Raw genomic sequence first — 21,673 nt, forward strand, 5'->3', positions numbered from 1 at the left:
GAGAACCGCATGTCGACGCACGACTTCATCGCCGTCGGGCTGGGCCCGTACAACCTGGGCCTGGCCTGCCTGACCGAACCGATCGAGGACCTCGACGGCCTCTTCCTCGAGGCGCGGGACACCTTCAGCTGGCATCCCGGGATGCTGCTGGAGTCGACCCGCCTCCAGACGCCGTTCATCGCCGACCTGGTCACACTCGCCGACCCGACCTCCCCGTACTCCTTCCTGGCCTATCTGAAGGAGTCGGGGCGGCTCTACCCGTTCTACATCCGGGAGAGCTTCTTCCCGCTGCGCAGCGAGTACGACGACTACTGCCGCTGGGCCGCCGGCAGGCTCCGCGCCGTCCGGTTCGGACACCGGGTCACGTCCGTCGAGTTCGACCCGGCCGACGAGCACTACGTCGTGCGGGCCACCGTGACCGCCACGGGGGAGCAGGTCACCCACCGCGCCCGGCACCTCGTGCTCGGCACCGGCACCCCGCCGCACGTGCCCGACGCCTGCCGGGGGCTCGGCGGCGACGCGATCCACAACTCGCAGTACCTGGAGCACCGGGCGGCGCTGCGCGCCAAGCGCAGCATCACCGTCGTCGGCAGCGGGCAGAGCGCGGCCGAGATCTACCACGACCTGCTCGGCGACATCGACGCCTGCGGCTACCAGCTTAACTGGGTCACCCGGTCGCCCCGGTTCTTCCCGCTCGAATACACCAAGCTGACCCTGGAGATGACCTCGCCGGACTACGTGGACTACTTCCACGCCCTGCCGGAGGCGGCCCGCTACCGGCTGGAGTCCGCGCAGAAGGGGCTGTTCAAGGGCATCAACGCCGACCTCATCAACGACATCTACGACCTGCTCTACGCCAAGAGCATCGGCGGCCCGGTACGCACCCGGCTGCTGACCAACACCACGCTGACCGCCGCCGCGTACGACGAGCCGAGCGGGACGTACGCGCTGGGGCTGCGCAACGTCGAGCAGGACCGCGACTTCACCCTGGACACCGAGGGCCTCGTGCTCGCCACCGGCTACCACTACCGGGTCCCGGAGTTCCTCGAGCCGGTGCGCGACCGCATCCGTTGGGACGGCCACGGCCGCTTCGACGTGGCCCGCAACTACAGCATCGACCACACCGGCCGGGGCATCTTCCTGCAGAACGCCGGCACCCACACGCACAGCATCACGTCACCCGACCTGGGCATGGGCCCGTACCGCAACTCGTGGATCATCCGGGAGTTGCTCGGCCGCGAGCACTACCCGGTCGAGAAGCGCATCGCCTTCCAGGAGTTCGGCGTGCCGGCCGGGGCCGCGTCGTGACCGAGGTCGTCCACCGCCGCGTCGACGACCGGCTCGGCGAGTTCGCGCTGCGTACCCTCGACCCGGACGCCGACGCCGCGCTGCTGCACCGCTGGGTGACCCACCCGAAGGCGGCGTTCTGGCTGATGCAGGACGCCGACGTGGCCCGGGTCGCGCTGGAATACCGGCGGATCGCCGCGCACCCGCACCACGACGCCTTCCTCGGCCTGCACGAGGGGCGACCCGCCTTCCTCGCCGAGCGGTACGACCCCGCCCGCGTCGAACTCGCCGGCCTGTACGACGCGGCCGACGGCGACGTCGGCATGCACTTCCTCTGCGCGCCCGCCGACGCGCCCGTGCACGGCTTCACCCGCGCGGTGATCACCACCGTGATGGCGTGGCTGTTCGCCGACCCGGCCACCCGGCGGGTCGTCGTGGAGCCCGACGTGCGCAACACCGCGGTGCACGCGCTCAACGCGGCCGTCGGCTTCACCGTCGTCGGCCCGATCGCCAAGCCCGAGAAGGACGCGCTGCTCAGCGTCTGCACCCGCGCCCAGTTCGAGGCCGCGACCGGCGCGACAGACACCCACCCCGCCGCAACCCGAGGAGACCTGCCCGCGTGAACCCTTCCGCATCCGTGGCCCACCTGACGCCGGAGAGCTGGGCCCGCGCCAACCGGCTGCTGGTCCGCAAGGCCCTGGCCGAGTTCGCCCACGAACGGCTGCTCGCGCCCGAGCCGGTCGCCGCCGACGCGGACGGCCCGGCGGCGGGGGAGCGCCGGTACGAGGTGCGCGGCGACGACGGCGACGTGGTCTACCGGTTCACCGCGAGCCTGCTGGCCCTGGACCACTGGCGGATCGACGCCGACAGCATCACCCGCCACCGCGGCGACACCGAGCTGCCGCTGGACGCCCTCGAGTTCTGCCTCGACCTGCGCGGCGCGCTGGGCCTGCGCGACGAGATCCTCCCCGTCTACCTGGAGGAGATCAGCTCCACCCTCGCCAGCACCGCGTACAAGCTCGACAAGCCGGCGGTGCGCGCCGCCGACCTCGCCCGCGCCGACTTCCAGGTCATCGAGACCGAGATGACCGAGGGCCACCCGGGCTTCGTGGCGAACAACGGCCGCATCGGCTTCGGCATCGACGAATACCGCGCGTACGCGCCGGAGGCCGCCCGCCCCGTCCGGCTGGTCTGGCTGGCCGCGCACCGGGACCGGACGACCTTCACCTGCGCCGCCGACCTCGACTACGACACGCTGGTCCGCGCCGAACTCGGCGACGACACCCTTGCCGCCTTCGCGGGCACCCTGACCGGGCTCGGCCTCGACCCGGCCGACTACCTGCTCATCCCCGTGCACCCGTGGCAGTGGTGGAACCGGATCTCCGTCACGTTCGCCGCCGAGGTGGCGCAGCGCCGGCTGGTGTGCCTCGGCCCCGGCCCGGACGAGTACCTCGCCCAGCAGTCCATCCGCACCTTCTTCAACGTCACCGACCCGACCCGGCACTACGTCAAGACGGCGCTGTCCGTGCTGAACATGGGCTTCCTGCGGGGGCTGTCCGCCGCGTACATGGAGGCCACCCCGGCCATCAACGACTGGCTCGCCGACCTGATCGACGGCGACGAGATCCTCAAGCGCACCGGGCTGACGATCATCCGCGAGCGGGCCGCCATCGGGTACCGGCACCTGGAGTACGAGGCGGCGACAGACCGGTACTCCCCGTACCGGAAGATGCTGGCCGCGCTGTGGCGGGAGAGCCCGGTGCCCGGCCTGGAGCCGGGCCGGCGACTGGCCACCATGGCGTCCCTGCTGCACACCGACCGTGACGGCGGGTCGTTCGCCGCCGCGCTGATCGCGCAGTCCGGGCTGGCGCCGCGGGTGTGGCTACGCCGCTACCTGGACGCCTACCTCACCCCGCTGCTGCACAGCTTCTACGCCCACGACCTGGCCTTCATGCCGCACGGCGAGAACGTCATCCTCGTCCTGGACGGCGGGACGGTCGAGCGGGCCATCTTCAAGGACATCGCCGAGGAGATCGTGGTGATGGACCCGGACGCCGACCTGCCCCCGCAGGTGGGGCGGGTCCGGGCCGACGTGCCCGAGGACATGAAGCTGCTGTCGATCTTCACCGACGTCTTCGACTGCTTCCTGCGCTACCTCAGCGCGATCCTGGTCACCGAGGGCGTGCTGGACGAGGACGCCTTCTGGCGCACCGTCGCCCAGTGCGCGGCCGACTACGCCGACAGCGTCCCGCACCTGGCCGATCGGCTGCGGCGCTACGACCTGTTCGCCCCGGAGTTCGCGCTGTCCTGCCTCAACCGGCTCCAGCTGCGCAACAACCGGCAGATGGTCGACCTCGCCGATCCGTCGGCCGCGCTGCAACTGGTCGGCACCCTGGCCAACCCCATCGCCCGCTTCGCGCCGACCCGATGACCGCCACGACTGTCGCGCCGGACGGCGGGACAGCGCTCGGCGGCGCGGGCGGCCGGGGGCGCGGCCGGTGGCTGATCCTCGGCGTGCTCTGCCTCGCCCAGGTCACCGTGGTGCTCGACAACACGGTGCTGACCGTGGCCATCCCGGTGCTCACGACCGAGCTGTCCGCCAGCACCGCGGACGTCCAGTGGATGATCAACGCGTACGCCCTGGTCCAGTGCGGCCTGCTGCTCACCGCGGGCAGCGCCGCCGACCGGTACGGCCGCCGCCGGATGCTGCTGGCCGGCCTCGTGCTGTTCGGGCTCGGGTCGCTGGCGGCCGGGCTCGCCCAGTCCGGCGGCCAACTGATCGCCGCCCGGGCCGGGATGGGGATCGGCGGCGCACTCCTGGTCACCGCCACCCTCGCGGTGGCGATGCAGGTCTTCGACGAGGCCGAGCGGTCCCGCGCGATCGGGCTCTGGGCCGCGGCGAGCGCGCTGGGTTTCGCGGCCGGGCCGCCCTTCGGCGGGCTCGTCCTCGCCCACCTGCCCTGGGGGGCGATCTTCCTGGTCAACGTCCCGATCGTGCTGGTGTGCCTGGTGGCGGCGTGGGCACTGGTGCCGGAGTCGTGCCGTCCGACCGGCGGGCGCCTCGACCTGGGCGGGGTGCTGCTCTCCACGGCGGGCCTGACCGCGGTGGTCTACGCGATCATCGCGGGGCCGGAGCGCGGCTGGACGGCCGTCCCGGTGCTGGGCGCGGCCGGCGCGGGGGTGCTCCTCATCGCCGCCTTCGTGGCCTGGGAGCGGCGGGTCGCCGACCCGATGCTGGACATGCACTTCTTCCGCAGCCGGCGCTTCGTGGGCGCGGTCTCCGGGGTCGTCCTGATCACCTTCGGCGCCACCGGCGCGCTGTTCCTGCTGACCCAGCACCTCCAGTTCGTACGCGGCTACCCGGCCTGGGAGGCGGGGCTGCGGATGGTGCCCTTCGCGCTCTCCATCGTCCTGCTCAACGTGGCCGGCGTCGCCGCCCGGGTGATCCGCCGGCTCGGGCTGCCCCGGTCGATCGCGCTCGGGATGACGCTGCTCGCCGGCGGACTCGCCCTCATCACCCACGCCCCGACGGACGGCTACGGGGTGCTGCTGCCGGGGCTGCTCGTGATGGGTGCCGGCTGCGCCGTGGCGAACCCGGCCATCGTCGAGGCGGTGATGAGCGCGATCCCGCCGGAGAAGGCCGGGGCCGGGGCCGGGGTGGACGGCACCATGACGGAGGTCGGCAGCAGCCTCGGCATCGCCGTGCTCGGCGCGATCCTGAACGCCCGGTTCGCCGCCCTGCTGCCCGCCGCGCTGGCCGGCGCCGGCTCGTTCCCCGCCGCCCTGGCCGCCGCCGGTACCGAAGCGGAACGCCGGCTCGTCGCCGACGCGTTCCGCTCCGCGCTGGAGACCGGCCAGACGGTGGGCGCGGTGGCCGTCTTCGCCGGCGGCTGCGTCGCCGCCGCGCTGCTGCGCCGGGCCGAGCGGGCCGGCTGAGCCGGTCCGCCCGGGGCGGCGGGTCCGAGCCTCGCTCCGCCTGGCCGCCGGCACCATCTCCGCCGGTGACGGCTGAGCCCGGTGTCTTGACCGGCGTGCGTCGATGACCGGTTGCGCCTGTCGGGGTCCTCCGGCCCCTGACGGCCGACTGCGCCCCCGGGGCGGCTGGCATCGCCGCGTCACGATGGCGTGGTGCGTAAAGGGTTGCAGGTGAGCCTGGCGGTGCGGGGGTTTCCCCGCCCGTCCCCCCGTGCGGCAGTTGCTGGCGGCGGGCCTGCTCGTCGTCGCGGTGGTGCCCGACGTGACGATCACCGGCCCGCTGTCGTTCGCCGGCGCCACGTTCTCCGGCGGAACCGTCTCGTTCGACGGTGCCCGCTTCGTCGGAGGCAGCGTCTCCTTCGCCGGCGCCACCTTCAGCGGTGGCGTGGTCGATCTGTCGGGGATCGACGACGAGCAGCGACCACCGGCGTCGACACTGTGGCCGGCGGGGGTCCGAGTGCCCGCCGGCCTGCGGCTGCCACCCCCGGCGGCACGCGACGCGTGACCGCTGCCGGTTCCCGAGATTCCGAACGACCAGGGATCCGCGACCCAGAGTGCGCCCACCCGGATGCGCCACCGGGTCCCGTCGATCAACTGCCGCCCACTCCACAACGACGGCGCCATCGTGGGTTTGAGCACGCCCGCGTCCATCAGGGCGAGGCCGTCTGCGTTGCGCGTCGTCAGTCTGCGGGTGCCGGCTCGGTGGGCCGCGGCGTGAAGAAGCGGATGATGTCGTCGGCTGCGGTGGGGGACAGCATCATTGCCTGGACTCGTGCGGACATTTCGGCGATCGGGTGGGTTCTGGTGAACATCGCCTCCTCGTACGCACGGATCGCCGAGTCGGGGTCGGCGGGGTTGGTGGCGAGTTCGGCGGCGAGTTCGGCGGCGTCGAGCATGGCTTGGTTGGCGCCCTCGCCGACCGGCGGCATGAGGTGCGCGGCGTCACCGATGAGGGTGATGCCCGGCTGGTGGGCCCAGCGTGTACCGGTGGGCATCGCCTCGATCCTGCGTGGGGTCGGCGGGCTGTCGCCGGCTTCGATGAGTGCGGTGAGGCTGGGGTTCCAGCCGTCGAACATGTCCAGCAGAGCGCGCTTGCTGCGGTAGGTGTCCAGGTGGCGATCGTCCGCGGGTAGGGAGATGCCGACCCGGATGCTGCCGTCGCCGAGGCGTTGTGCTGCCAGGATCTGGTTCACGCCGATGCACCACAGGTTCCCGGGGCCGACCAGATCGGCGAGATCCGGGTGGCGCCGGTCGGCGTCGCTGATGCTGAGCTCTACCAAGGTGGCCACGGAGGACAGTGTCGCGTCGGTGAGCAGCGACCGGACGACCGAGCGTGCGCCGTCCGCGCCGATGAGGACGTCGCAGTCGGCGCCGTGGCCGCCATCGAACGTCAGCCCGAAGCCTCCGTCGGGTCGTGGCGTCGCCGCGACGAGCCGGTGCTGCCAGGCCACCGCGTCGCCGGGGAGCGAATCGAGCAGAAGATCACGCAGTGCGCTCCGGTCGATCTCGGGGCGTCCGGAGAATGAGCCGGGTTGTGGCATGTGGTGCACGAGGGTGCGTCCGGCCGGGTCGAGGATGCGATGTTCCTCGCCCTCCGGCCGTGCCTCGGACCGGAACCGGCCGGCGAGGCCCGCATCGGCCAGGGCCTGTTGCCCGGACTCCGGGTGCAGGTCGAGCGATCCGCCCTGTGATCGCGCGGATCGGCCTGCCTCGCGTTCGTACACGACCGCGTCGATGCCGTGCCGGTGCAGGATTCGGGCCAGCGTCAGGCCGCCGAGGCCACCACCGGCGATCGCGATTCGCATCATCATCTCCGTTACCGTACGCTGTACCTCATGGATACGCCGTACGGTAGCCCACCGTTGCCCGTCTGGGAACGGCCCGAGCCTCAGCCGCGGGCGGCGCCGGTGCCGTTGAGCCGCGCGAAGATCGCCGCCACGGCGATCCGGCTCGCCGACGTGCATGGCCTCGACGGACTATCGGTACGCAAGATCGCCAAAGAGCTCGGCGTCGGTCCGATGCGGCTCTACGACTACGTGATCAACAGATCCGAACTGCTCGATCTGATGGTCGACGCCGTGTATGCCCAGATCGCCGAGGCCGGCCAGCACTCCGAGTGGCGCGCCACGGTGCTGGCCCTCGCCCAGGCGACCCGCGAAGCCGCCCTTGACCATGAGTGGTTCGCCGACCTGCTCGGCGCAAGGCCACACTTGGGACCGCACGCGCTCGCCGTGGGCGAATCGACCGCGGCGGCGCTCAGCCAGGCCCCCGGCGTGCGCGGTATCGACGATCTCCAGCGGGCTGTGGGCGCCCTCAACGCGTTCATCGTCGGAGCGCTCCGCAGGGAGATCACCGAGCGACGCACCGCCCGTTTGACCGGCACCGACGTGTCCGCCTGGCAGGCCGCCCTCGGGCCCTACCTGACACGCATGCTCGAAACAGGCCGCTACCCCACCGTCGCCCGGCTCGTCATCGACGGCGCCCACCTCAACGCCGAGGAAACCTTCCACCACAACCTGATCACCATCCTGGACGGCATCACCAGCCATCCCCACACGTGACCTACCGCTCGCAGGCCAGCACCGGCTGAACACCGTTGGATTACGGCGACTCTGCCAGTCGGACGGGCCTCTGGCGAAGCGTCCGCAGCGCGCCGGCCCAGGCAATCACCTCGTCGAGCATGGTGCCGAGGGCCTGCTCGTGGTGGGCCGCCGGCCGGAAGTCGCGGAAGTTCACGAAGTCGGTCGTCAGGGAAAGCGCGACCTGCGACCGGACGTCGGCCACCCCGAGCTGCCCGAGCACCAGCCGCAGGTGCTCCGCCGCGCGGGTGCCGCCGTGCACGCCGTAGCTGACCAGACCGGCGGACTTGTGCTGCCACTCCTGGAAGAGGAAGTCGACGGCGTCCTTCAGCGCGCCCGGGATCGAGTGGTTGTACTCCGGGGTGACGAAGACGAACCCGTCGAACCCCGCCACGGTCGCCGCCCACCGGCGCACGGCTGGCCGCGTCGACGGCGCCATCGACGGCGGCAGCACCTCGTCGAAGTGCGGCAGGCGGTAGTCGGCGATGTCGACCAGCTCGACGGTGAGGTCGGCCCGCTTCGCGGCGAGATCCCGCACCCAGCGGGCCACGACGTCGGCCTTGCGTCCGGGCCGCGTACTGCCGACGACGACACCGATCCTGACCATGGTTGATCTCCTCTACGGGGTGGGGACGGGACGGACGGGGGCCGGTGCGGCGCTCAGGCTCCGGGCCAGTTCCACCGCGCCGTGCAGGGACGACAGGCCGCCGAGGGCGGCGGGGAGCACCGGCGGCGCGGGACGGCCGGGCCGGCCCGCCGCCCGGGCATGCTCGGCGACGAGCGGGACGAAGCCGGGCAGCCCGTCGGCGAACCCGCCGCCGACGATCGCCGCCGCCGGGTCCAGCAGCTCGCCGAGGCTGACCACCGCCGCCGCCAGGGCGCGGCAGCTCGCGTCGACCGCCTCGACCGCCCAGGCGCGGCCCTCGCGCAGCCCGTCGCGCAGGTCGTCGAAGCTCACCTCGGTGCCCCGGGCGGCCGTGGCCCGGCGCAGGGTGGCCGGCCCGGACGCCACCGACTGGAGGCAGCCGCGCCGCCCGCAGTCGCAGCGCTCGCCGCCGAGGGCGACGACCATGTGCCCGACCTCGGCCGAGGACCGGCCGGGCACCAGCCGGCCCGCCAGCACCACGCCGCCGCCGATGCCGGTGCCGACCCCCAGGTAGACCACGTCGTCGCGGCCGGCGTGCCGGGCCTCCGCCAGCGCGGCGAGGTCGCCGTCGTCGGCGAGGGCCGTCGCCGCACCGGGGAAGAGCCGACGCATCGCGCCGGCGAGGTCCAGGCCGGCCCAGCTCGGCCGGCCGGGCCACGTCGTGACGGCGCCCGCCGCGTCCGTGGTCGCCGGCATCGCCACCCCGACCGCGCCGACCGGCCCCCACGCATCGCGTAGCCGGGTCACCTCGGCGGCCAGCGCCGCCAGGTCCGCCGCCGCGTCCGCGCCGTGCGGCCAGCGGAAGGTCCGGTCGTACGCCGGCCGGCCGGCCGCCTCCGCGCGCAGCGCCACCTTGGTGCCGCCGACGTCGACGCCGAGCACCCCGACGGCGCCCCGCCGGTCGGGTCCGGCGGCGGGGCGCTGCGGCTCGGGCACGGCGGCGGGACGCTGCGGGTCGGGCACGGCGGCTCAGCCCTGGAGCACGTGGAGGACCGCCAGCGCCACCGCGGCGACGGCGAAGACCACCGGCGTCAGGGTCATGGGGGCCGGGTCCTTCGCGCGGGCGTGGTAGACCACCGCGCCGACCATCTGCAGGGCGAGGCCGGCGGCCGCCGCGATGCCCAGCGGCGCCCAGAGCAGCCCGAGCAGCAGACCGACGACCGCGGCGAGCTCCAGCACCCCGAGCACGCGGGTCAGGCCGGGGGAGACGCCCAGGTGGTCCATCCGCTCGCGCATCTGCGCCTGCCCGGTCAGCTTCGGCACGGCGGTGCCCAGGAAGACCGCGGCGAGGATGGCGGTCAGGACGATGACGGGAATGTGCACGTGAGGTCCTTCGGGTGAGGTGGCAGGATGCGGACGACCGTACCGGCGCCGGATCGGCGCGGTCGGCGGCGGAGGGCGGCGCGCCGAATCCTCACCGGACGGTCGCGACGAGGGCGCGGGCGGCCAGCCGGTAGCCCAGCGACCCGAGCCCGACGATGACGCCGCTGGCCAGCGGGGCGATGACCGAGTCGTGTCGGAAGCTCTCCCGGGCCCAGACGTTGGACAGGTGCACCTCGATGAAGGGCCGCGGATAGTTGGCCAGCGCGTCGCGCAGGCTCCAGCCGGCGATCATCAGCGCGCCCGGGTTGACGATGGCGCCGACGGTGTCGTACCGGTTCTGGATCGCGCGGATCAGGGCGCCCTCGCAGTCGTGCTGCTCGGCCACCACCCGCCAGCCCCGCGCGGCGACCTCCTCGCCGACCGCCCGCTCGATGTCGTCGAGGGTGTCGGTGCCGTAGATCTCCGGCTCCCGCCTGCCGAGGATGCCCAGGTTCGGGCCGTTCAGCAGCAGCACGTCCGACACGCTTCACCTCGCGGGGCGCGGCCCTGTCCCGACAGGACCCGATGACTGGTCCTCCGCAGTCTTACTATGCCGCCGGCGTCGGGCGACCCGGCGGCGGCCCCGGGGCGGGTGGACTAAGGGGTGCGTAGGGGCTGTTAGGGGCGGTGACCCGGCGCCCGGTTCGGTTACCGTCCCTCCTGCTGAAGCGATGCCGCCGGGTCCACGGGGGCGTCACCTACCTCGAACCGGCCATCCGGCGCCCCGGTGTGCCCGGACCGCGTACCGGCGGTCCCGGGTCGTCCCGCCCGATGTCCGGCGAAGCCCCTGGTCTGCCCGAGTTGGGAAGTGGGAAGTCATGAGTGGTCAGCCCTCGACGGTGTCGGAGTTCCCCGAGTGGCCGCAGTTCGGTGACGAGGAGCGCGCCGGACTGATCCGCGCCCTCGAGCAGGGCCAGTGGTGGCGGATGGGCGGCAGCGAGGTCGACTCCTTCGAGCAGGAGTTCGGCGCCTACCACGGCACGCCGCACGCGCTCGCCGTCACCAACGGCACCCACGCCCTCGAGGTCGCCCTGGAGGTGCTCGGCGCCGGCCCCGGCACCGAGGTGATCGTCCCGGCCTTCACGTTCATCTCGTCCTCGCTGGCAGCGCAGCGCCTCGGCGCGGTCGCGGTGCCGGTCGACGTCGACCTGGACACCTACTGCGTCGACCCGGCCGCCGTCGAGGCCGCCATCACCCCGCGTACCAAGGTGATCATGCCGGTGCACATGGCCGGCCAGTTCGCCGACATGGACGCGCTGAGCAAGATTGCCGCCGACGCCGGGGTGGCGCTGCTCCAGGACGCCGCGCACGCCCAGGGCGCGCAGTGGCAGGGCAAGCGGGCCGGGGAACTCGGCTCGGTGGCCGCGTTCAGCTTCCAGAACGGCAAGCTGATGACCGCCGGCGAGGGCGGCGCGATCCTCTTCCCCGACGAGGAGCTGCGCGAGCGGGCGTTCCTCGTGCACAGCTGCGGCCGGCCCCGCACCGACCGGGACTACCTGCACAGCACCACCGGCTCGAACTACCGGATGGGCGAGTTCACCGCCGCCGTGCTGCGCGCTCAGTTGTCCCGCCTCGACGGGCAGATCGCGGTGCGGGAGCAGCGCTGGCCGCTGCTGGCGAGCCTGCTCGACGAGATCCCCGGCGTCGTCCCGCAGGCCACCGACCCGCGCACCGACCGCAACCCGCACTACATGGCGATGTTCCGCGTCCCCGGGATCACCCTGGAGCGCCGCCGCGCCGTGGTGGACGAGCTGATCGCCCGGGGCATCCCGGCGTTCGTGGCGTTCCGGGCGATCTACCGCTGCGAGGGCTTCTGGAAGGCCGGCGCTCCCGACGAGTCGGTCGAGGCGATCGCCGCCCGCTGCCCCAACGTCGAGCAGATCCACTCCGACTGCATCTGGCTGCACCACCGCACCCTGCTCGGCACGGAGCAGCAGATGCACGAGATCGCCGCCGTGCTCGCCGACGTCCTCGCCGGATGACCGGCCTGCCCCCGGCCGCCGCGCCCGCCCGCCCGGTGCGGGTCGCGGTGGCCGGCCTCGGGTGGGCCGGGCGGGAGATCTGGCTGCCCCGGCTCGCCGCGCACCCGGGTTTCACGGTGACCGCCGTGGTCGACCCGGTGCCCGGCCTTCGCGACCGGGCCCGCGACAGCCACCTCGTCCCCGCCGCGTACGCCGACGTCGACGAGCTGCCGGCCGACGCGGCCGACCTGGTGGTGGTCGCCGTGCCCAACCACCTGCACGCCGCCGTCGCCGCCCGGCTGCTGCGCCGGGGCGTACCGGTGTTCCTGGAGAAGCCGGTCTGCCTGACCTCCGCCGAGGCGACCCTGCTCGCGGACGCGGAGCGCGACGGCGGCGCGGTGCTGCTCGCCGGCAGCGCCGCCCGCTACCGGGCCGACGTCCGGACGCTGGCCGAGGCTGCCGGCGAACTGGGCCCGATCCGGCACGTCGACGTGGCCTGGGTCCGCGCGCGGGGCGTGCCCGACGCCGGCGGCTGGTTCACCCGGCGCGACCTCTCCGGCGGGGGCGCGCTGGTCGACCTCGGCTGGCACCTGCTCGACACGGTGCTGCCGATGCTCGGCCAGACCCGGGTCACCCAAGCGATCGGCAGCGTCTCCGACGACTTCGTCAACGACAGCGCGGCCCACGCCGCCTGGCGCAGCGAGGCCGACACCGCCGGCCGCGCACCCGGCGACGTCGAGGACACCGCCCGGGGCTTCCTGCTCACCGACACCGGCGCATCCGTCGCCCTGCACGCCTGCTGGGCCTCGCACGAGTCGCTTGATCGCACCACCATCACGGTGCACGGCGCGGCCGGCTCGGCGACGCTGCGCTGCACGTTCGGCTTCAGCCCGAACCGGGACCCGGAGCCGGTGCTGACCTGCACCCGCGACGGCGAGACCCAGCAGCTGCCGCTGCCCGCCGAGCCGATCGGCACCGAGTACGCCCGCCAGCTCGACGCCCTCCCCGGACTGCTCGCCGACCCCGCCAGCCGGGGCGCGGCCGTCGCAGAGGCGCGCCGGACCATCGACATCATCGAACGGATCTACGACTCCGCCCGGCCCACCGAGCCGGAGCGGCAGCACGCGCTGGCGGGCCATCGCGACCGGTGAGAACCACCGTCGACCCCACTCGCTTCCGGGAGCAGCCATGAGCCATCTACCGTCCACCGTCGACGCGACACCGTCCGCCCTCGACGCGACCCCGGTCGCGGTCGACGTGGCCGGCTCGGCGTCGGCCCGGGGGCCGATCCGGGCCGTCGTGTTCGACCTCGACGGCGTCGTGGTCGACAGCTCGGCCGTGATGCGGGAGGCGTTCAGCATCGCGTATGCCGAGGTGGTGGGGGACGGACCGGCCCCGTTCGAGGAGTACAACCGGCACATGGGCCGGTACTTCCCGGACATCATGCGGCTGATGGGGCTGCCGCTGGAGATGGAGGAGCCGTTCGTCCGGGAGAGCTACCGGATGGCGCACCTCGTGCCGCTTTTTCCCGGCGTACGGGAGACGCTGGAAACCTTGCACGAGCGGGGCATCCGGATGGCGATCGCCACCGGCAAGAGCGGCCCGCGGGCGCGCTCGCTGCTCGACACGCTCGGGGTGCTGGGGCTCTTCGACCACGTGATCGGGTCGGACGAGGTGGCCCGGCCGAAGCCGGCGCCGGACATCGTGCTCCAGGCGCTGGGGCTGATGGACGTGCCGGCGTCGCAGGCCATGATGGTCGGGGACGCGGTGATCGACCTGATGAGCGGGCGTGAGGCCGGGGCGACGACGGTGGCCACGACGTGGCACGGCGGGGATGTCAGTGCATTGTTGGCCGCCAGGCCGGATCTGGTCGCGCACGCGCCGGGGGATCTGCTCGCGCACTGCCCGGCCGCCCTCGTCCCCTGACGGCGCCTCGGCGGCTCTTCGAGCCAGCCGCCGGTTGCGGAAGAGCCCGCCGGCGCCGGCTGCTGCGGGGGCGTCACTCGAGCTGTTTGAAGCGCGTCAGACGATGAATCGCACTTCCGGGAAGGCCGGGTTCGGGCCGTTGAGCAGGTGTCCCCGGTGGCGTAGGTGCAGGTCGAAGAACGCGAGCGGGTATGCCTGCTGGATCCGTACCGCCCGGGCCGGGTTGAGGGTGCCGATCCAGCCGGCGAGTTGCTCGTCGCCCATCCCGATGATCCTCGCCAACTGCGGGATCAGCCACTGGTTGTCGCAGTACGCCCCGTGGTGCGCGCCGTCGGCGTGCACGTTGAGCCGCCATCCGCGTAGGTGGGACCAGAACTGGGCGACGCTCGGCTCGGCGGCCCGGGTGAACTCCGCGGTCATCAGCATGAACGGCCGGTCGAGGTCGGTGACCGGTGGCTGCGACTGCATCGGGCCGTCGAAGCTGAGCCCGGCCCGGACGCGTCGGTCCTGGTTCATGACGAGGGCGGTCGCGGTCGCGCCCTTCGACCAGCCGAACATGCCGATGCGCCGCAGGTCGAGCGCGGCGCCCAGGCCGGCCGGCAGCGGACGCCGCTCGGCGTCGGGGTTGAGGCCGGCGGCGAGGTCCTCGATGCGGTCGAGGACGAACCGGATGTCGTGGGAGGAGTCCCATGGTGTGAAAGACAGATCCTCGGGGACGGTGAGCCGGCCGTCGGGGAACTCGCTGAACCCGTCGTACGTGTGATCCACCGTGACCACGACGTAGCCGTGGCTGGCGAGTTCCTGGACCACGATGGTGGCCTCGGCGCGGTGACCGTCGTTGCCGTGGGAGAACACGATCACGGGCAGCCGTTCGGGTGCCCGGAGTGCCGGAGCGCCCTCGTGGCCGGCCGTGAGGGGCGCCGCCACGGCATCGGCGTCGAACCCGGCGGACACGAGCAGCGCGCGCAGCGGCGCGGCGGGCATCCACGGCACCACCGGATAGTGCCGGGCGTCCCGGACGGCGGGATACCAGACGCTGGCCATCAGTGCGCGATAGTGCCCTGGGTCGGCGACCGGATCCGGGCGGGATCTGTCGACGAGGTGCAGCGACACGGTGCCGACACGGTGCGGTCCGGTGGGTGGGGGCAGCGTGAGCCGTGCCGGGCCGGGCGCGGCCGGCGCCGCCCACGCGCGGCCGGCGCTGCCGAGCGGCGCGGCGACCCCGGTGGCGAGCGCGGCTGCGAGCAGGTGTCGGCGGGTCAGTGCGATGGTCATCGGTCCTCCCGGGTGTCGGTGGTCTCGACCCGCGCGATGAGCAGCTTCAGCCGCTCGATCTCGTCGGCGAGCGCGGTGTTGCCGGCGGCGGTGAGCGTGATCCAGGTACGGCCGCGCCGGCCCTCGTACCCCTTCTCCACCTCGATCAGACCGGCCTCCTCGAGCACGCTCAGGTGCTTGGAGAGGTTGCCGGCGGTCAGCTCCAGATGGGCGCGCAGGTAGCCGAACTCGACCCGGCGTGCCTCGTGCGCGATGGTGAGGATGCCCAGCCGGACCCGCTGGTGCACCACGTCGTCCAGGCCCGTGACCGGATGGGCGGACGGCGCGTGCGGGCCCGGGAGGTCGGTGTTGGCGGTCACCGGTGCCACCGGCGGGACACCGCGAAGCCGACCGCGCCCAGCAGCAGCACGGAGCCGTTGATGATCTGCTGCGGCAGGAACTCCCCCAGGATTCCCTGGTATCCCCAGGGAGGATTCCAGCCGAAGTCGATCGGCACCAGCACCACCGCCAGATACCCGAGGGTGAACACCAGCAGCGCGACGTGGCGCTCCAACCAGGCCAGCACAAGCAGCGTGACCCCGATCGCGCCAGCCGGTGCGACCAGACGGTCCAGCAGCATCACCCAGTACGGGAACGGATCGGTCAACGGCGGGTGGCTTTCCAGGTACAGGCGCATCAGCTGCGCCACAACGGTGTGCAGGACGGTCAGCGCGACGCCGGTGAGCGCGTACGGCAGCACCCGGACGCCCAGCCCCCGGGACCGGGCGACCCGCACGGCGTACACGGCGGTCACCGTGTACGCCAGCAGCAGCGCCGGCGGCCAGTAGAACGCCGGGCCCATACCCCGGACGTGGCACATGGAGCTGCCGTCCGCGTTCTTGATCCACGCGGTCGCGGACCCGCAGTCGGCGTGGAGGGAGTACCAGTCGATCGGGATCGCCGTGAACGTCACCGCGGCCAGCGCCAGCAGCGCGACCCAGGTCACCCGCTGGTCAAGACGCACCCGGTGGGCGAGGGCGCGCACGTCGGACAGCAGCCGTCGGGGATCGCTGCCGGCGGGTACCGAATCAGTGGTCATGCCAATAGGTTTCCATGACAAACCAGTTTCCGCCAGTACGAGTTTCGGTGGTTGCCGCACCGTGAAATCGCGGCCTCAGCCACGGAGCGGCTAGCGATTGCTTGAGAAGAGGCGTCGAGCGGTTGTACCGGTTGTCGGAGCGCATCGAGGTGGCCGCCCCGGAGTGCCGTCGACCTGGCGGCCCGCCGGAGTGGCGGCCGGTGGCCCGCCGCCCAGACCCCTACCTGGGAGACGACGATGACCGATCCACGACCTTCGGTGCGCGCCTTCGAGTTGGCGCGTGTCTACCACCTCGCGCAGTTGTACGTCGCCCACCAGCCGCACCCGGAGTTGGTGTGGCTCGCGGCCGACCGCGCGATGCTTGCCGCTCAGGACGCCGGACGACCCGGTCTGGTCCTGGCGGAAGTGGCGGCTGGCCTGCCGTTGCGGCGCCGACCTGCCCTGCCGTGCCCGCCACCGTATCCCGATCAACCGCGGCCACTGGCCAGCAGGGGAGACCAGGTGAACGACGAACGGGAGCGGGCGATCCTCGCCGTACACCTGCGCGGGCTCGACGGGATGTGCGTGGGCTGCCGGGCGTGGTGGGGGCGGCTGGTGCCGTACCCGTGCTGGCAGGTGGAGTGGGCGACCAGCCGGCAGGCCCGGACGATCACGGTGCGCTTCCTGGGCTGACTGAGGTGAGCGCTGGCGCTTACGCCCAACCGTGGCGGGCGGCGTACCAGCCGAGCTGCATCCGGGTCTCCACCCCCGCCAGGTCCATCAGGTGGCGCAGGCGTCGTTGCAGGGTGCGCAGCGACAGGTCGAGCTGGGCGGCGACGACCTGGTCGGTGAGCCCGGCCAGCAGCAGCGCCAGGATCCTGCGGTCCAGATCGGTCGGACCGTCGGTGCCGGCTCCGGCGTCCTCGGTCAGGCTCGCCGAGGCGGTCAGTTCGAGCGGGTGGGCGTGCCGCCACACGACCTCGAAGAGTGCGTCCATCGCGGCCAGCAGCCCGGTGCGGTGCAGCAGTACCGCACCGGGCTCGCCCCCTGGCGTGGCGGTCAGCGGCACCAGGGCCAGTTCCGCGTCGGCCAAAATGAGCTTGATCGGCAACGACTCGACCACCCGCACCTGGACGCCGCTGCGCAGGGACTCGAGGGTCTGGGCGACCACCCCGGGCTCGGCGAGCGCCGGGCGGTCCACCACGACCCGGAACCGTACCCCCTGGGCCACCGCCACCGACTCCACCGCGTTGCTCCCTGGCGGTACGGCGATGAAGGGCAGCGTGACGAAGCTGCGCACCTCGGTGCGGGCGGCCTGCTGCACCTGGGCGAACCGGTGGCGGACCGCGTCGACGCCGGTGACCACCTCGATCAGTTCGTCGATGGTGCGCCCCGCGACCGCCCCGCGGTACTCCTCGGCGAGCGTGACGAGCGCCAGTTCGGCGCTGCGGAGCGCGTTGCGCTGCTCGCTGATGAGCGCGCCGAGCGCGACGGCGGGCGGCGCCACCGAGAACACGCCGTCCGATCCGCGCTTCACCAGGCCGCAGGCCAGCAGGTGGGACAGCGTCGCCTCGACCGCCGCGGTGGGCATCCGCAGGGCGTCGCCCAGCTCGTCCGGGCCGGCCTGCGTGCGACGGACCAGCAAACTGTAGACCGCCTCGTCCTCGGGGCTCAGGCCCAACGCGGCCAGCATCGGTGGCTGCCTCCCTCCGCCCGCGACGACGCGGAGAGTATGGGCCATGCTCATGGATCTTGAACAGTCCCGGGTGCCGTCCGGGTGGCCGGGAGGGGCTCCGGGACGAGCTGCGTCCCGGAGCCCCGCCAACCACATCACCGCACGCCGTATGCCCGGATGATCGTCTGGCGCACGCCGTTGCCGTGCTCGTCGGTGAGGTCGACGCGCAGGGAGACGTTCTTTCCGGCGGCCGCCGACTGGTCCACGGTGGTAACGAATCCGGCCCCCTTTCGGGTGACGGTCACCTCCTGCCACGTCGTCCCGTCGTCGAAGGAGACCCACGCCTGCGCCGCCGTGATCTGCCCGGCGTCGTAGTCGCGCTGACCGGCGCCGCCGAAGCCGATCTCGAACCCGGCGGTCGCCGGGGTCAGGTTCCGCGTGTCGACGGCGATGTCGTAGGACGGGACCAGGATCGGCAGGGCGTAGAGGCCGTTGTCGGACGGCCGCTGCGACCGGAACCGGAACTCCGTCTCGGTGTTGTAGAAGAGGCTCCAGTTCGGATGGCTGGGCCCGGGGTTGAACCGCGTGGTCGTCACCCGCAGCCGGTAGGCCGCGTCCGCGTCCGGCACGTCCCAGATTCCCTGCGGCCAGGCGCTGCGCCCGAGGCTGACGCCGTCGGCGAACAGTTCCGCGTTACCGACGTCGCCGAAGCCGCCGATGCCGTAATGGTCGGGTTCGGAGTCACCCCATACCAGCATCGCGGCGCCAATCTTGCCCTCCTGCCTCTCGGCGATGCGCTCCGGCGACAGGTCCGCCCGCCGGGTGCCGGTCGAGCGCATCGGGCCGCGGTACCAGTCCTCCGACCGGACGGACCCCGCCTCGGCGGTCCGCGGCGCGGCGAGCATCGTCTCGTCCCGGATGCTCGCCCCGGCCATGAGGCGCTGGGTCTGCACACCGGCGGTCACGAACGAGGCCCGTTCGACCGGAACGGCGAACGTGTCGGAGACGAGCGACACGGTGCTGGGGTAGTTCGCCGGGAAGAACTGGATTCCGTCGATGATGACCCGGTCGGTGCGGGTGGAATGGATCCGCTCGTCGACCCGGGCCAAATTCTTCTCTCTGACCTGCAGCGGCACGTCCGGCTGGGTCATCCGCTCGTCCGCGAACGCCACGTTGTAGACGTAGGGGCTCGTGACGACGGCGTCCCAGGCCAGCGTCACCGGTCCGGCGGCCAGCGCAGCCCGCAGGGCGGACTCCTCCATCGCGGTGACCGTCAGACCCGGGATCGTCGACGCGGCGATCGCGGACCAGCGGCCCGGCTCGTCGCGTCCGAAGAGGACGGCCTTGACGTCTGCGGCCGCGGCGGCGGTGAGGACCTTCGCGACATCGGTCGAGTGCACCAGCGCGATCTTCCCGGTCGCCGTGGCCAACTCCGCCTGACTGCCTGCTCCGGCGTCGACCAGCTCGGCGGTGCCGGATCCGTCGAACCGGGTCGGCACGCCGGCCTGGAGCCGGCTCGGCCCGACGTAGACGGGGTTGAGAGCGATCCCGCCGGTAGTGCGCAGGGCCAGCTCGGGCGCGTACAGCCGGTAGTAGCTGCCCAACTGGAAGCCGCCGTCGGTGACCGGCGTGGTCCGGCCGACGTAGACCTCGTCGACGGACTTCCCGCCGGTGTAGCCGCCGCTGATGTACGCGGTGTCCCACCAGCGGCCGTACTCCAGCGCGACACTTTGCGCCTCGATCGGCCGCTCGGCGGTGACCTTCTGCCGAACCGCCGTCCGGGCGTCGTAGGTGATGGTCCGGTCGACGTCGTCGTTGTTGACCACCAACTCCGGGTCGCCCATGAACGTGACCGAGTGGACCAGGCCGTTCGCCCCGGTGGTGCCCGCGTCACGGCTGGCGATCACGGCGTTGATCGAGTAGCGGCCCTCGCGCAGCCGCAGCGTCGGATCGGTCGTGAACGACGCGAAGCGCAGGGCGGTCAGCCGGTCCGCGTCCACGACGTCCACGAACGACGGCATGGCCGGCGCCTCGCCGCGGCGGTCGATCAGCTTCAGCTTCACGGTGACCGAGTGCGGCTCCAGGTATGCCGCGATCGCCGTGACGACGGTGCTGCCGTCGGCTGCGGTGGCGACGAGCCGGGCCCCGATCGCGCCGTACTCGGCGGCCCTCAGCTTGACGGCCGGGTCGAGGACGACGGGCACCTCGGCCGTGCCGTGCGCCGGGACGGTGACCGTGCCGATCCCGGCCGCGAACGTCCGCTTCGGCAGCGGCGCTCCGTTTTCGGCGGTCGCTCCGGCGATCGCGAGGTCGAACGCGACCGCCTTGTCACCGGTGTTGGTGAGTGTGACCGTCGTCGTGGTCTTCGGCTGGTGCAGGTGCGGCCAGGCGTACGATCCCGCGTCGACGACACCGGGGCCGACGACCGTCGCGGTCAGCGGGCGCAGCGCGTCGACGACACCGGCGCCGACCTCGTGCACCCGGCCCGTGGTGCTCGGCGTCGCCGCCGAGATCAGCGCCGCCTTGCGCTGCTGCGCCGTCCAGCCGGGGTGCTTCTGCTTCAGCAACGCGGCAACCGCGGCGACGTGCGGGGTCGCCATCGACGTGCCCGACATCCGGGTGTACCCGCCGGTGCCGGACTCGGCCGCGAGGATCTCCACACCCGGCGCGGCGATCTCGGGCTTCACGGTGTGGGTGCCGGTGACCGGGCCGCGGCTGGTGAACCGTGCGGTCTGACCCGCGGAGTCCACCGCGCCCACGGTGAGAACGTCCCTCGCGCACGCGGGCGCGCTGATCGTCTGGAGCGTGGGGCCCGCGTTGCCGGCGGCGACCACGAACAGCGAGGCGCTCTGCTGCGCGAGCGCCTGCGCGGCGACGCCGATCGGATCGGTGCAGTCGGTGCCGACGCTGCCGCCGAGGCTCATGCTGATCACGTCGGCCTTCTGGTCGACGGCCCACTGCATGCCGTTGATGATCCAGGACTCCTGGCCCTGGCCGTAACTGTCGAGCACCTTGCCGATGAGCAGCTTCGCGCCGGGCGCGACGCCCTTCTCGACACCGCCGGAGGCAGCGCCGGTGCCCGCGACCGTCGACGCGACATGTGTGCCGTGCCCGTGCAGGTCCACGTCGGCACCACCGGAGTCGGTGGTGAAGTTCTTCGCGCCGGCCACCTGCCCGGCGAGGTCCGGGTGCTTGCCGTCGTAGCCGGAGTCGAGGACGGCCACCCTGGTGCCCGTCCCGTCGAAGCCCGCCGCCCACGCCTGCGGGGCGTGGATCTGCGCGGCACTCTCGGCCATCGCCACGCTGACCCGCTCGTCCAGCCACAGCTTCGCGATTCTCGGCCCGTCACTGTCGGTCAGGTCGCGCCAGAACTCCGCGGCCTGCTCCTTGTCCGCCGACAGGGCGACGGCGTCCGCGACCGGTAGGGTCGCCTCGACGGTCGCGCCCTGCGGGGCCTGCGGCGCTTGGCGGGTACGCGTCACCGCGCCCCCGTAGGTGGCGAGCAACGGCAGGGCCGCGGCCGACCGGTCGTCGTAGCCCTGGCGTACCAGCGCGCTGACGTTGAACAGCTGCTCGTCGAGGGCGCCCTCGGAGATCATCGGGACCGCGCGGGCCGGGACGACGTAGACGTCACCGCGGAAGACGCGCGTGATGTAGCCGTCCGGGTCGGCGTTCGGGCCCGGGACGAGCGACGCCGACGGGCGGCCCGTGGCGTCGACGGAGTACACGGCGAGGTCGCCGGTGATCAGTGTGACCGGTGTGCCGGCCGGGGTCGCCGTGCCGGACGCCGAGCCGACGATCGGCCGCTGCGGCGGCCGGCCGGCGGCGGGGGCCCCGGCCGCGGGGACCCCCACCGGCAAAGCCGAGACCCCCCACCCCCCGCCCGGCCCGCCCCCCCCGGAGCCGGGGGACCCCCCCAACGCCCCCCCC

At 73.0% G+C, this 21,673-nt stretch carries 20 protein-coding genes; 10 read left to right on the forward strand and 10 right to left on the reverse strand.

Annotated features, from left to right (window positions below):
• Positions 1-9: 9 nt before the first annotated feature.
• From AB0G14_RS27805 to AB0G14_RS27825, 5 genes are all read left to right on the forward strand, one after another.
• The gene (locus AB0G14_RS27805; RefSeq protein ID WP_357702329.1) at positions 10-1,308 is read left to right on the forward strand and encodes a SidA/IucD/PvdA family monooxygenase; all 1,299 of its coding nucleotides are present in this window, start codon (positions 10-12) and stop codon (positions 1,306-1,308) included.
• On the forward strand, positions 1,305-1,910 hold the full coding sequence (locus AB0G14_RS27810) for a GNAT family N-acetyltransferase (RefSeq protein WP_357702331.1): 606 nt from the start codon (positions 1,305-1,307) through the stop codon (positions 1,908-1,910). The genes AB0G14_RS27805 and AB0G14_RS27810 overlap by 4 nt, the downstream gene beginning before the upstream one ends.
• Complete coding sequence (locus tag AB0G14_RS27815) at positions 1,907-3,718, forward strand: IucA/IucC family siderophore biosynthesis protein (protein WP_357702333.1); 1,812 nt, start codon at positions 1,907-1,909, stop codon at positions 3,716-3,718. Before AB0G14_RS27810 ends, AB0G14_RS27815 begins: the two co-directional genes overlap by 4 nt.
• Positions 3,715-5,223, forward strand: a complete 1,509-nt coding sequence (locus AB0G14_RS27820) for an MFS transporter (protein WP_357702335.1) — start codon at positions 3,715-3,717, stop codon at positions 5,221-5,223. The genes AB0G14_RS27815 and AB0G14_RS27820 overlap by 4 nt, the downstream gene beginning before the upstream one ends.
• A gap of 250 nt (positions 5,224-5,473) precedes the next feature.
• Entirely contained in the window at positions 5,474-5,767 is a 294-nt protein-coding gene (locus tag AB0G14_RS27825; protein WP_357702337.1) for a pentapeptide repeat-containing protein, read from the forward strand.
• A 175-nt stretch (positions 5,768-5,942) separates the two neighbouring features.
• On the opposite strand, the gene AB0G14_RS27830 is transcribed toward AB0G14_RS27825, so the two are convergent.
• The gene (locus tag AB0G14_RS27830) at positions 5,943-7,226 is read right to left on the reverse strand and encodes an FAD-dependent monooxygenase (RefSeq protein ID WP_357702339.1); all 1,284 of its coding nucleotides are present in this window, start codon (positions 7,224-7,226) and stop codon (positions 5,943-5,945) included.
• On the opposite strand from AB0G14_RS27830, the gene AB0G14_RS27835 reads away from it, so the two are divergent.
• Entirely contained in the window at positions 7,170-7,823 is a 654-nt protein-coding gene (locus AB0G14_RS27835; RefSeq protein WP_357702341.1) for a TetR/AcrR family transcriptional regulator, read from the forward strand. The genes AB0G14_RS27830 and AB0G14_RS27835 overlap by 57 nt on opposite strands.
• Positions 7,824-7,863: 40 nt before the next feature.
• Here the strand turns inward: AB0G14_RS27835 and AB0G14_RS27840 are convergent, their stop codons facing one another.
• The 4 genes from AB0G14_RS27840 to AB0G14_RS27855 all read right to left on the reverse strand — a co-directional run bounded on the left by AB0G14_RS27840 (position 7,864) and on the right by AB0G14_RS27855 (position 10,333).
• The gene (locus AB0G14_RS27840; protein ID WP_357702343.1) at positions 7,864-8,448 is read right to left on the reverse strand and encodes an NAD(P)H-dependent oxidoreductase; all 585 of its coding nucleotides are present in this window, start codon (positions 8,446-8,448) and stop codon (positions 7,864-7,866) included.
• Between the two features lie 12 nt (positions 8,449-8,460).
• Positions 8,461-9,423, reverse strand: a complete 963-nt coding sequence (locus AB0G14_RS27845; RefSeq protein ID WP_357702361.1) for an ROK family protein — start codon at positions 9,421-9,423, stop codon at positions 8,461-8,463.
• Between the two features lie 33 nt (positions 9,424-9,456).
• On the reverse strand, positions 9,457-9,810 hold the full coding sequence (locus AB0G14_RS27850) for a DoxX family protein (protein WP_357702345.1): 354 nt from the start codon (positions 9,808-9,810) through the stop codon (positions 9,457-9,459).
• A 91-nt stretch (positions 9,811-9,901) separates the two neighbouring features.
• Positions 9,902-10,333: a type II 3-dehydroquinate dehydratase gene (locus AB0G14_RS27855; RefSeq protein WP_350710205.1), complete on the reverse strand. Its 432-nt coding sequence runs from the start codon at positions 10,331-10,333 to the stop codon at positions 9,902-9,904.
• Between the two features lie 334 nt (positions 10,334-10,667).
• Here AB0G14_RS27855 and AB0G14_RS27860 point away from each other — a divergent pair, with 334 nt between their 5' ends.
• Genes AB0G14_RS27860 through AB0G14_RS27870 form a run of 3 tightly spaced genes read left to right on the forward strand, consistent with a single transcriptional unit; the run spans position 10,668 to position 13,736 of the window.
• Entirely contained in the window at positions 10,668-11,831 is a 1,164-nt protein-coding gene (locus AB0G14_RS27860) for a DegT/DnrJ/EryC1/StrS family aminotransferase (protein ID WP_357702347.1), read from the forward strand.
• On the forward strand, positions 11,828-12,961 hold the full coding sequence (locus tag AB0G14_RS27865) for a Gfo/Idh/MocA family oxidoreductase (RefSeq protein ID WP_357702349.1): 1,134 nt from the start codon (positions 11,828-11,830) through the stop codon (positions 12,959-12,961). The genes AB0G14_RS27860 and AB0G14_RS27865 overlap by 4 nt, the downstream gene beginning before the upstream one ends.
• A gap of 37 nt (positions 12,962-12,998) precedes the next feature.
• Positions 12,999-13,736, forward strand: coding sequence for an HAD-IA family hydrolase (locus AB0G14_RS27870; protein WP_357702351.1), 738 nt, complete (start codon positions 12,999-13,001; stop codon positions 13,734-13,736).
• Positions 13,737-13,832: 96 nt separating this feature from the next.
• Here AB0G14_RS27870 and AB0G14_RS27875 read toward each other — a convergent pair whose 3' ends face one another.
• The 3 genes from AB0G14_RS27875 to AB0G14_RS27885 are packed head-to-tail and all read right to left on the reverse strand — an operon-like array spanning position 13,833 to position 16,089.
• A complete protein-coding gene (locus AB0G14_RS27875) occupies positions 13,833-15,011 on the reverse strand; it encodes an acetylhydrolase (protein ID WP_357702353.1) in 1,179 nt (392 codons plus the stop codon).
• Positions 15,008-15,370 carry a transcriptional regulator gene (locus AB0G14_RS27880; RefSeq protein ID WP_357702355.1) on the reverse strand — a complete coding sequence of 121 codons (363 nt, stop codon included), beginning with the start codon at positions 15,368-15,370 and terminating at the stop codon, positions 15,008-15,010. Before AB0G14_RS27880 ends, AB0G14_RS27875 begins: the two co-directional genes overlap by 4 nt.
• Positions 15,367-16,089 carry a hypothetical protein gene (locus AB0G14_RS27885; protein ID WP_357702357.1) on the reverse strand — a complete coding sequence of 241 codons (723 nt, stop codon included), beginning with the start codon at positions 16,087-16,089 and terminating at the stop codon, positions 15,367-15,369. The genes AB0G14_RS27880 and AB0G14_RS27885 overlap by 4 nt, the downstream gene beginning before the upstream one ends.
• Positions 16,090-16,590: 501 nt before the next feature.
• On the opposite strand from AB0G14_RS27885, the gene AB0G14_RS27890 reads away from it, so the two are divergent.
• Entirely contained in the window at positions 16,591-16,761 is a 171-nt protein-coding gene (locus tag AB0G14_RS27890) for a hypothetical protein (protein WP_357702365.1), read from the forward strand.
• A 19-nt stretch (positions 16,762-16,780) separates the two neighbouring features.
• On the opposite strand, the gene AB0G14_RS27895 is transcribed toward AB0G14_RS27890, so the two are convergent.
• Both AB0G14_RS27895 and AB0G14_RS27900 read right to left on the reverse strand, forming a co-directional pair.
• Positions 16,781-17,761, reverse strand: coding sequence for a helix-turn-helix domain-containing protein (locus AB0G14_RS27895; protein ID WP_357702363.1), 981 nt, complete (start codon positions 17,759-17,761; stop codon positions 16,781-16,783).
• A gap of 137 nt (positions 17,762-17,898) precedes the next feature.
• Positions 17,899-21,597, reverse strand: coding sequence for a S8 family peptidase (locus AB0G14_RS27900; RefSeq protein ID WP_357702359.1), 3,699 nt, complete (start codon positions 21,595-21,597; stop codon positions 17,899-17,901).
• Between the last annotated feature and the right edge of the window lie 76 nt (positions 21,598-21,673).

This window comes from Micromonospora sp. NPDC023814, from assembly GCF_040639595.1.
Lineage (GTDB): Bacteria > Actinomycetota > Actinomycetes > Mycobacteriales > Micromonosporaceae > Micromonospora.

Coding starts and splice junctions, on each gene's coding strand:
- AB0G14_RS27805 (WP_357702329.1), top strand. CDS start 10: ATGTCGACGCACGACTTCATCGCCGTCGGGCTGGGCCCGTACAACCTG.
- AB0G14_RS27820 (WP_357702335.1), top strand. CDS start 3,715: ATGACCGCCACGACTGTCGCGCCGGACGGCGGGACAGCGCTCGGCGGC.
- AB0G14_RS27830 (WP_357702339.1), bottom strand. CDS start 7,226: ATGCACGTCGGCGAGCCGGATCGCCGTGGCGGCGATCTTCGCGCGGCT.
- AB0G14_RS27840 (WP_357702343.1), bottom strand. CDS start 8,448: ATGGTCAGGATCGGTGTCGTCGTCGGCAGTACGCGGCCCGGACGCAAG.
- AB0G14_RS27860 (WP_357702347.1), top strand. CDS start 10,668: ATGAGTGGTCAGCCCTCGACGGTGTCGGAGTTCCCCGAGTGGCCGCAG.
- AB0G14_RS27865 (WP_357702349.1), top strand. CDS start 11,828: ATGACCGGCCTGCCCCCGGCCGCCGCGCCCGCCCGCCCGGTGCGGGTC.
- AB0G14_RS27870 (WP_357702351.1), top strand. CDS start 12,999: ATGAGCCATCTACCGTCCACCGTCGACGCGACACCGTCCGCCCTCGAC.
- AB0G14_RS27875 (WP_357702353.1), bottom strand. CDS start 15,011: ATGACCATCGCACTGACCCGCCGACACCTGCTCGCAGCCGCGCTCGCC.
- AB0G14_RS27885 (WP_357702357.1), bottom strand. CDS start 16,089: ATGACCACTGATTCGGTACCCGCCGGCAGCGATCCCCGACGGCTGCTG.
- AB0G14_RS27895 (WP_357702363.1), bottom strand. CDS start 17,761: ATGCTGGCCGCGTTGGGCCTGAGCCCCGAGGACGAGGCGGTCTACAGT.